Source organism: Blastococcus sp. SYSU DS0539, from assembly GCF_054050855.1.
The window spans coordinates 141712-151499 of the sequence record NZ_JBJHAF010000001.1; the positions used below are offsets into that span (position 1 = coordinate 141712).

Annotated in this window: 9 protein-coding genes; 6 read left to right on the forward strand and 3 right to left on the reverse strand. The window is 74.1% G+C overall.

What is annotated here, in order from left to right; genetic code table 11:
* Positions 1–1188 carry an MFS transporter gene (locus ACI790_RS00660; protein WP_456567846.1) on the reverse strand — a complete coding sequence of 396 codons (1188 nt, stop codon included), beginning with the start codon at positions 1186–1188 and terminating at the stop codon, positions 1–3.
* An 84-nt stretch (positions 1189–1272) separates the two neighbouring features.
* Positions 1273–2496 (reverse strand): L-2-hydroxyglutarate oxidase, encoded by a 1224-nt coding sequence (gene lhgO / locus ACI790_RS00665; RefSeq protein ID WP_456567847.1) that lies wholly within the window; start codon positions 2494–2496, stop codon positions 1273–1275.
* Between the two features lie 135 nt (positions 2497–2631).
* Between lhgO and ACI790_RS00670 the strand changes: the two genes are divergently transcribed.
* From ACI790_RS00670 to ACI790_RS00685, 4 genes are all read left to right on the forward strand, one after another.
* A complete protein-coding gene (locus ACI790_RS00670) occupies positions 2632–3522 on the forward strand; it encodes a dihydrodipicolinate synthase family protein (RefSeq protein WP_456567848.1) in 891 nt (296 codons plus the stop codon).
* A gap of 62 nt (positions 3523–3584) precedes the next feature.
* Positions 3585–4439, forward strand: coding sequence for a fumarylacetoacetate hydrolase family protein (locus ACI790_RS00675; protein WP_456567849.1), 855 nt, complete (start codon positions 3585–3587; stop codon positions 4437–4439).
* A gap of 4 nt (positions 4440–4443) precedes the next feature.
* Complete coding sequence (locus ACI790_RS00680) at positions 4444–5232, forward strand: SDR family oxidoreductase (RefSeq protein ID WP_456567850.1); 789 nt, start codon at positions 4444–4446, stop codon at positions 5230–5232.
* Positions 5232–6005 (forward strand): fumarylacetoacetate hydrolase family protein, encoded by a 774-nt coding sequence (locus tag ACI790_RS00685; protein ID WP_456567851.1) that lies wholly within the window; start codon positions 5232–5234, stop codon positions 6003–6005. The genes ACI790_RS00680 and ACI790_RS00685 overlap by 1 nt, the downstream gene beginning before the upstream one ends.
* 9 nt (positions 6006–6014) lie before the next feature.
* Here ACI790_RS00685 and ACI790_RS00690 read toward each other — a convergent pair whose 3' ends face one another.
* Positions 6015–6737 carry a TetR/AcrR family transcriptional regulator gene (locus ACI790_RS00690; RefSeq protein ID WP_456567852.1) on the reverse strand — a complete coding sequence of 241 codons (723 nt, stop codon included), beginning with the start codon at positions 6735–6737 and terminating at the stop codon, positions 6015–6017.
* 120 nt (positions 6738–6857) lie between these two features.
* Here ACI790_RS00690 and ACI790_RS00695 point away from each other — a divergent pair, with 120 nt between their 5' ends.
* On the forward strand, positions 6858–8996 hold the full coding sequence (locus ACI790_RS00695; RefSeq protein ID WP_456568129.1) for an acetate--CoA ligase family protein: 2139 nt from the start codon (positions 6858–6860) through the stop codon (positions 8994–8996).
* Positions 8997–9024: 28 nt separating this feature from the next.
* Positions 9025–9762 (forward strand): enoyl-CoA hydratase-related protein, encoded by a 738-nt coding sequence (locus ACI790_RS00700; RefSeq protein ID WP_456567853.1) that lies wholly within the window; start codon positions 9025–9027, stop codon positions 9760–9762.
* Positions 9763–9788: the final 26 nt, after the last annotated feature.

The window sequence follows — 9788 nt, forward strand, 5'->3', positions numbered from 1 at the left end:
TCAGGCGTGCCGGGTCCGCCGGCGCAGCCGCTGCGCGGCCACCAGCCCGGGCCGGTCGTGCAGCAGCATCCGGCGGCCCTGGAGGATGACCGCCCCCGCGAGCACCGAGACCGCCGCGGTGGCGTACCAGGCGACCGCGTACGACGTCGCCGCCACGACGACGCCGAACACCAGTGGTCCCAGCGCCGCGCCGGCGCCCATCCCGCCCTGGGTGATCGAGGTGGCGCGGGCGGCCATGCCCGGGTGCATCCGCGCGACCGAGTAGGTGGACAACCCCGCCCAGGCCCAGCCGGTGCAGTAGCCGATCACCGCGCCCGCGGCGATGAGGACCTCGACGCCGGTGCCGAGCAGGGCGTAGGAGAGGCCTCCGATCGCCATCTGAGCGGCGACGACGAGCAGCCACCTGCTGCGCACCCGGTCGGCGAGCCAGCCGAAGGCGATCCGGGCGAGCGCGCCCGCGCCGCTAGCGACGGCCGCGAGCACGCCGGCGGTGCCCGGCGAGATCCCGGAGTCGACGGCGGTGGCGACGAAGAAGGAGCCCAGCGCGTTGCCGGTGGCCGCACCCAGCATGATCCCGACGGCGAGCACGAACAACGCCGCCCGACGGAAGGGGCCGGCCGCCTCCGACGCCCCGGCGGACCCCGGCGGGCGGAGCCGGCTGCCGCTGGGCACGGTGACCATGACGACCAGGGCGAGGCCGGCCCCGATCGCGAACGCGGGCCGCCAGCCCAGCGGGATGGCGACCAGCGGGACCGCGATGCCCGAGATCATCGTCGACAGCGGGATGGCAGCCTGCTTGGTGCCGTAGGCCAGGCCGTGCCGGTCGGGGCTCACCGCCCGGGCGATGAGGTCGTTGCTCGCCGGCTGCCCGATCCCGTTGCCCAAGCCCGCGAGGACCAGCGCCCCGACGAGCACGGCGGTGTGGTGACCGGCCAGCGCGATCAGCAGCAGGGAGGCGGCGCCGACCAGCGCGGAGAGCCGGACCACCGGTGCGGAGCCGAAGCGGTGCACGACCATGCCGGCGGTCAGGGCCGAGACCGCGGAGACGGAGAAGAAGCAGGCCACCAGGACGCCGAGCAGCGAGGGCCCGACGCCGAGGTCCGCGCGCAGCTGCACCCACAGCACGCCGACCATGTAGACCGGCAGGACCCCGACCGTCGTGACGCTGACCGCGGCGGTGGCCGCCACGCGCGAGCTCGCCGGGCCACGGTTCCTGCCGGGCACGCGCATGCCGGTCAGGCCGGAGGCGGGGTGGCGCCGGGGGCCACCGGCTCAGGACCCCGGGCCGCGACCGAGCAGGGCGTCGGTGATGTGCTCGGCGATGGCCAGCGACGAGGTGGCGGCCGGGGAGGGGGCGTTGCGGACGGCGACCACCGCGCCGTTCTGGGTGATGCGGAAGTCGTCGACCAGGCTGCCGTCGGCCTCCAGGGCCTGCGCCCGGATGCCCGCGGCGACCGGGACGAGGTCGGCGGCGGTCAGCTCGGGGACGTACCGCTGGGCGGCGGCGGTGAAGGTGCGCTTGCTCAGCGATCCCCGCATCTCCGCCAGGCCCGTCCGCCAGTGCTGCGCGGCGAACCGGCGGAACCCGGCGTAGCGGACGATCTCGGCGAGCTCCCGCGGGCTGACGTCACGCCGGCGGTAGCCCTCGCGGGCCAGGGCCAGGACGGCGTTGGGGCCGACCAGCACCTCGCCGTCGAACCTCGGGGTCAGGTGCACGCCGAGGAACGGGTAGCGCGGATCGGGCACCGGGTAGACCAGGCCGTTGACCAGCGACCGCTTCTCGGGCACGAGCGCGAAGTACTCGCCGCGGAACGGCACGATCCGCGGTGCGTCGACGTCGCCGGCCAGTGCGGCGAGGCGGTCGACCTGCAGCCCCGCGCAGAGCACCACCTGGTCGACGACGATCTCCTCGCCGCTGCCACCGCGGACGACGACCTCCTCGGACGGGCCGCCGGAGGTGTGCTGCAGACCGGTGACGGTGAACCCGGTGCGCACGGTCGCGCCCCGGGCCTCGGCGTCGGCGGCCAGCGCCCGGGTGATCCCGGCGTAGTCGACGATCGCGGTGGTGGGGGAGTGCAGGCCGGCGATGCCCGTGACGTGCGGCTCCAGCTCCTGCAGCTCGGCGCGGTCGATGATCCGGATGCCGGGCACCCCGTTGGCGCGGGCGCGGTCGGCGATCGCGTCGAGCCGGTGCTGCTCGGCGGCATCCAGGGCGACGAGTACCTTGCCGACCTCCTGGTAGCCCAGCCCCTTCTCGGCGCAGAACTCCTTGAGCAGTCCCACGCCGCGGCGGCACAGCAGGGCCTTGAGCGAGCCGGGCTCGTAGTACAGCCCGGCGTGGACCACGCCGCTGTTGCGGCCGGTCTGGTGGGCGGCGAGCCGCTCCTCCTTCTCCAGCAGGGTGACCTGGGCGTCGGGGCGCAGCTCGAGGATCCGGCGGGCGACCGCTGTCCCGATGATGCCGCCACCGACGACGGCGAAGCGTGAGCGGGTCATCCGTCCTCCGATCCCGGGCCACCCCGGAGGGTCCGGGCCTGAGGCCCGGCGCGGTAGCCGCTACGGTGCTCCTGTGATTGCAATCACCAGATGTTCCGGCTGGTCCAGTAGACCGCGCCCGAAGGGTATCCGCCGGTGAGCGGCGAGCTCCGGGGTGTGCTCCCCATCACACTCACCCCGTTCACCGAGGACGGCGCCGTCGACGAGGGCAGCATCGACACGCTGGTCGAGGACTACCTCGGCGCGGGCTCGCACGGGCTCACCATCCTCGGGATCATGGGCGAGGCCGCCAAGCTCCTCGACGAGGAGCGGGAACGCGTGCTCCGGCGCTACGTGCAGGCGACCGCCGGCCGGGTGCCCGTCGTGGCCGGGGTGTCGGCGCGGGCGACGCGGATGGCCCTCGACTACGCCCGCCGGGCCGAGGACGCCGGCGTCGCGGCGGTGATGCTCGCGCCACCGGACAACACCAAGAACCTGGAGCTGGTCTTCCAGCACTTCCGGATGGTCGCCGACGCGGTGTCGGTGCCGGTGGTCGTGCAGGACGAGCCGGTGAATACCGGCGTCACCATGCCCGCCGCCTTCCTGGTGCGGCTGCTCGACGAGATCGAGAACTGCCGGTACCTCAAGCTGGAGGAGACCCCCACGCTGCCGAAGATCACGGCGGTGCGGGAGAAGGTCTCCGCACCAGTGGGCATCTTCGGCGGCCTCGGCGGGGTCTACCTGTACGAGGAGCTGCTCCGCGGCGCCGACGGGATCATGACCGGCTTCGGTTTCCCGCAGGTGCTGGTCGGCACCTACGAGCGGTTCGTCGACGGCCGGCGCAAGGAGGCGCAGGAGTACTTCTTCCGGCACCTCCCGCTGATCCGCTACGAGGCCCAGCTGGGCGTCGGCGGGGTCACCATCCGCAAGCAGGTGTTCGCCCGGCGCGGCGCGATCAGCTCGCCGCACGCCCGGTTCCCGGCGCCGCCCGTGGACGACATCACGCTCGCCGAGCTCGACGACCTGATCTCCGCCGTCGGGCTCTGACGGCACCGCCGCCGGACCAGCTCTCCCCACCCATCGCTCGCCCCCGAGAGAGGTAGGACCCTGTGCGACTGACGTCCCTGCGGATCGACGGCGCCGAACCAGCGGCGCTGGTCCGGCCGTCCGGCGCCGTGCTGCTCAGCGCCGTGAACGAGGCGCTCGGCACCACCTGGTCGGGCACCGTGCAGGAGCTGCTGGAGAAGGGCGAGGTCGACGCGCTCCGCCAGTGGGTCGGCGGCGCCCCGGCCGGGATGCTGGACGAGCTGGCGATCCCGCAGGACCAGCTGTCCTACGCGCCGCTCTACCGCCGTCCCCGCAAGATCTGGGGGATCGGGCTGAACTACGTGGAGCACGCGGCGGACCTGAAGGAGAAGGCACCCTCGACCGAGCCCGCCTCATTCCTCAAGCCCGACACCGCCATCATCGGCCCCGGTGAGGCGATCCGGATCCCGCCCCAGTCGGACCGGACGACGGCGGAGGGGGAGCTCGGCCTCGTCATCGGGCGGAAGTGCCGGGACGTCGACGAGGCCGACGCGCCCGGCGTGGTCGCCGGCTTCACCACGATCGTGGACATGACCGCCGAGGACATCCTCGAGAAGAACCCGCGCTACCTCACCCGGTCCAAGAGCTTCGACACGTTCTTCAGCTTCGGCCCGGAGTTCGTGACCGTCGACGAGGTGCCCGACGTGGACACGCTGGAGGTCTCGACGTTGCACAACGGCGAGGTCCACCGGCGCAACGTGGTGTCGAACATGACCTTCCGCCCGTGGTGGCTGGTGGCCTTCCACTCCCGGGTGATGACGCTGCTGCCCGGCGACATCATCTCCACCGGCACCCCCGGCGCGGTGCACATCCGGCCCGGCGACACCGCCGGCTGCTCGATCGCCGGCTTCCGTGACCTCATCAACCCCGTGGAGTGAACCGATGGACCTGGAACTGACCGGCAAGGTCGCGCTCGTCACCGCCGCCAGCAAGGGCCTCGGGCGGGCCACCGCCACCCAGCTCGCCGCCGAGGGGGCCCGGGTGATGATCTCCAGCCGCGGCGAGGAGCAGCTGGCGAAGACCGCCGCCGAGATCGCCGAGGCCACCGGCGCGCAGGTCGAGTACTGCGCCGCCGACGTCGCCGATGCCGCCGACGTCGCCCGCCTGCTGGAGGAGACCCAGCGGCGCCTGGGTGGGGTGGACGTGCTGGTCGCCAACGCCGGTGGCCCGCCGCCGGGTGGGTTCGACGCGGTCGACGACGCGAAGTGGTACCAGGCGCACGACCTGAACCTGATGAGCACGGTGCGGCTGATCCGCGGTGTGCTGCCGCACATGCGCCGGCAGAAGTGGGGCCGCATCGCCGTCGTCACGTCGTCGTCGGTCAAGCAGCCGATCGAGAACCTGCTGCTGTCCAACACCTACCGGGTCGCCGTGGTCGGCCTGGCCAAGTCGCTGGCCATCGAGTTCGCGTCCGAGGGCGTGCTGGTCAACACCGTGGGCCCGGGGCGGATCGCCACCGACCGGGTGGCCTCCCTGGATGCCAACCGGGCCAAGCAGACCGGCCAGTCGGTGGAGGAGGTGCGGGCCCAGTCGGAGAAGGGCATCCCCATGGGGCGGTACGGCACCGCCGAGGAGTTCGGCCGGGTGGCGGCGTTCCTCGTCTCCGGCGCGAACACCTACCAGACCGGGCAGAACCTGCTCGTCGACGGCGGCATGGTGCGGGCCATCTGATGCGCATCGTCCGCTACACCCCTGCTGGGAACGGCACGCCCGCCTACGGCGTGGTCGACGGGGACGGCGAGGCCGCCGCCGTCGTCCGGCTCGAGGAAGCGCCGTTCGACGGCGTCCGGCGGACCGACGAGCGCACGCCGCTGGCCGAGGTCACCCTGCTGGCGCCGGTCGAGCCGACCAAGGTCGTCGCCTTCGGGCGCAACTACGCCGAGCACGCCAAGGAGCTCGGCAACGAGGTGCCCGAGATCCCGATCGTCTTCCTCAAGCCCTCCACCTCCGTGGTCGGCCCGGGAGCCGAGGTCGAGTACCCGGCGCTGACCTCCGACCTGCACTACGAGGGGGAGCTGGCCGTCGTCATCGGCCGCCGGTGCAAGGCCGTCGACGCCACGGACGTCCCGGGCGTCGTGCTCGGCTACACCGTGGCCAACGACCTCACGATGCGCGACGTCCAGAAGTCCGAGGGGCAGTGGACCCGCGGCAAGGGCTTCGACGGGGCCTGTCCGCTGGGGCCCTGGGTGGAGACCGAGCTGGACCCCTCGGCGCTGTGGCTCCGGTCCACCGTCAACGGGGAGCTGCGCCAGGACGGGACGACCGCCGACATGCTGCGCGACGTGGCGGAGTGCGTGTCGTGGGTGAGCCAGGCGATGACGCTGCTCCCCGGCGACGTGGTGCTCACCGGCACCCCCGCCGGGGTGGGGTCGCTGCAGCGCGGTGACCACATCGAGGTGACCATCGAGGGGATCGGCACCCTGGCCACCCGCATCACGGGCTGACGCGGGGGCTCAGGGCCGGACGGGCAGGCCGAGCGCCTGCGCCCACAGCCGGGTCATCGTCTCCACCAGGCGGTCCTGGTCGAAGTCGGCACCCAGGACCAGCCAGTAGTGCACCAGGCCGTTGACCATGGCGACGAGCGCGTGGGCGCTGTACTCGGCGTCCAGGTCCGCGGCGACCAGTCCCTCGGCCTGGAACTGCTCGATGCTGTGCCGGACGCGGCCGACCATCCGCTCCCGCGCGGCCAGCCGGACGCCGCGGACCTCGGGGTCGAAGGTGGTCACCTGCTCGAACAGCGCCATCAGCGCGGTGTTCTCCCGGTACATGGCGACGAACCGCCGGTTCGCCCGCTCGATGCCCTGCACGGCCTCGCGCAGCCGGTCGGGGGCGCGCCGCCCGTGTTCCGGGGCGGCGCCACCCAGCGAGGCGTAGAGCTCGTCCATCGTGCCGGCGACCAGGGCCCGGAACACGTCGGTCTTCGACCGGAAGTAGGTGTAGAAGCTGCCGTGCGCGACGCCGGCCGCCGCGGAGATGTCGGTGACCCGGGCGTCGAGGAAGCCGTCGCGCTCGAACACCTCGCGGGCGGCGACCAGCAGCCGGGCACGCATCTGCCGGCCGCGCTCGGTGGTCGGGAGGGGTGCCGCCGCTGCGCCGTCGGCGGAGGTCGGCGGGCCCTGGCCGGCGGGTACCGGCAGCGCCCGGGTGGGCCCGTCCGCGAGGCGTCGATCGGGCACCGCGGCCCCCCTCCGTGCGCCGGACCCACGGCACCGGGCGCGTGTTGACACTGACGTCGACGTCAACTTAGCTCTCGGTACCCGCCCCCGTCGCCCTCCCGGAAGGGGCATCCGTTGACAGTGCCGTCGACCGACGCCCGCCCCGACGGGCTGCGCGCGCTCCTGCGCCCCCGGGGCATCGCCCTGCTCGGCATCTCCGGGCGCGCCGAGAACCTCATGTCCCGCCCGCTGCGCTACCTGGTGGAGCACGGGTACGAGGGCGGGATCTACCCGGTCAACCCGAACTACGACGAACTCGTCGGGCAGAAGTGCTACCCGACCCTCGCCGACGTCCCGGGCCCGGTCGACCTGGTGCTCGTGCTCGTCGCCGCCGACCGGGTGGAGGACGCCATCCGGCAGGCCGCGGCCGTCGGCGCCTCCGCCGCGGTGGTCTACGCGTCCGGGTTCGCCGAGGTCGGGCCGGAGGGGATGGCCCTGCAGCAGCGGCTGGCCGCCGTGGCCCGGGAGACCGGTGTCCGCGTGCTGGGTCCCAACTGCCAGGGATTCCTCTACGCGCCGACCGGCGTCGTCGCCACGTTCACCGCGGCCGCCGACCGACCGCTGGCGCACGACAGCGGCGTCGCGTACGTCGGGCAGAGCGGCGCGGTCGGCGGCTCGGTCCTCGACCTGGCCACCGACATGGGGCTCGGGCTGGCCGCCTGGGCCAGCACCGGCAACCAGGCCGACCTCGACCTGGTCCAGGTGTCGGAGGAGCTGCTGGTCGATCCGGCCATCCGGGTGCTGATGCTCTACGTGGAGGCGACGGACGACGGGCAGGGCTACGCCGCGCTCGCCCGCCGGGCGCGCGAGGCGGGCAAGCACCTGGTCGTGCTGCGGTCCGGCCGCTCCAGCGCCGGGCGCCGTGCGGTCGCCAGCCACACCGGCTCGATGCTCGGGGACGACGTCGCGTTCGTGCTCACCTCGGAGGAGCACGGCGTCGTGCTGGTGCACGACATCGACGAGCTGCTCTCCGTCGCCGCGCTGCTGGCCACCGGCAAGCGGTCGGAGGGCCGGCGGGTCGCCGTCGTCACGACCTCCGGCGGCGCCGGCAGCCTGGCCGCCGACCAGTGCGACGACCTGGGGCTGGAGATGCCGGAGCTCTCCGCGGGCACCCAGGACCGGCTGCGCCCCCTGATCCCCGCCTTCGGCGCCCTGGCCAACCCCGTCGACGTCACCGCCCAGCTGTTCAACCGCGGCGCGCACGCGTTCGGCGACGTCTGCCGGATCGTCGCCGACGACCCCTCGGTGGACGCCATCGCCGTGTTCGTCACCATGGTGGTCGGCGACGCCGGCGCGCGGCTGGCCGAGGACCTGGTCACCACCGCGAGCAAACTGCCGGTGCCCCTGCTGGTCGGCTGGATCGCCGGCCAGGAGCTCACCACCGAGGGGCGCCGGGTGTTCCGCGACGCCGGCATCCCGGTGTTCGGCTCGGTCGGCGACGTCGCCCGGGCCGCCGCCCGCATGGCCCCGCCGGCGCACCGCGGCACCGCACCGGCGCTGCCACCGGCCGCCGAGGTGCCCGCGGCGCGGGTCCGGGAGCTGCTCGGGACCGATGTGGTGGACGGCGCCGGGCTGCTGCGCGCGATCGGCATCGGCCAGCCCTCGTCCACGCTCGTGACCACTCCCGAGGCGGCCCGCGAGGCGGTCGCCGCGCTGCCGGGTCCGGGCGTGCTCAAGCTGGCCGCCGCGGACCTGGCGCACAAGAGCGAGGTCGGCGGGGTGCGGGTCGGCGTCCCGGCCGAGGAGGCCGCCGGGGTCTTCACCGAGCTGGTCGAGGCGGCCCGCCGACACCACGTCCCCGGGGTGGAGGGGGTGCTCGTGCAGGAGCTGATCCCACCGGGCACCGAGCTCATCCTGGCGGCGACCGCCGGGCGCGACGGTTTCCCCCCGGTGGTCACCGTCGGGCTCGGTGGGGTGACCACCGAGCTCTACCGCGACATCGCGTCCGGGCTGGCCCCGCTGACCCCCGAGCGGGCCTGGTCGATGCTGCGCAGCCTGCGCGCGTGGCCGCTGCTGGCCGGTTTCCGCGGCGCGCCGCCCGCCGACGTCGCCGCCGCCGTGGACGCGGTGGTGCGGTTGTCGCAGGCCGCGGCCACCGCCGGGGACCGGCTGGTGGAGCTCGAGATCAACCCGCTCATCGTCGGGGCGCGCGGGGGCGGGGCGACCGCCGTCGACGTCCTCGTCCGCACCACCGGACAGCGCGCCCCGCTCGGCGAATAGCCGCACAACAGAGAGGCAGGACTGCCCCGTGGGACAGGTACACCTGGAGAAGCAGGGCGGCGTCGCCGTCCTGACCGTCGACAACGTCGAGGTCAAGAACGGCCTGACGCCCGAGATGGGCATGCAGCTGTCGGAGCTGTGCGAGGACATCGACCGCGACCCGGCGATCGGTGCCGCCGTCGTCCGGGGCAAGGACGGCATGTTCTGCTCCGGTGCCGACCGCCGCCGCTGGACGGCGGGTTCCGACCAGGCCGAGGACAAGACCTACAAGGAGCTCGGTGCCGTCTACGAGGCGTTCCGCCGGGTGGGCGTGCTGCAGGTCCCGACGATCGCCGCCGTCCGGGGAGCCGCGGTGGGCGCCGGCATGAACCTGGCCCTGGCCACCGACCTGCGGGTCGTGTCGGAGCGCGCGCGGCTGCTGGCCGGCTTCCTGCGGATCGGCCTGCACCCCGGCGGGGGCTACTTCACGATCAGCTCCCGGACGGCCGGCCGCGAGGCCACCGCCGCGATGGGGCTGTTCAGCGAGGAGATCGACGGCGTCCGTGCCGCCGAGATCGGGCTGGCGTGGAAGGCCGTGCCCGACGACGAGGTGGAGGACCTGGCGCTGGAGCTCGCCGGCCGCGCCGCCAAGGACCCCGAGCTCGCCCGCGAGGCGGTGCGCTCCTTCCGCACCGAGGCCGGCCCGCCCGGGATCGGCTGGGAGGCCGCCCTGCACTTCGAGCGGGCCACCCAGATGTGGTCCCAGCGGCGGCGCGAGACCGCCTGACCCTCCCGCCGGGCCGTCCGACCGGA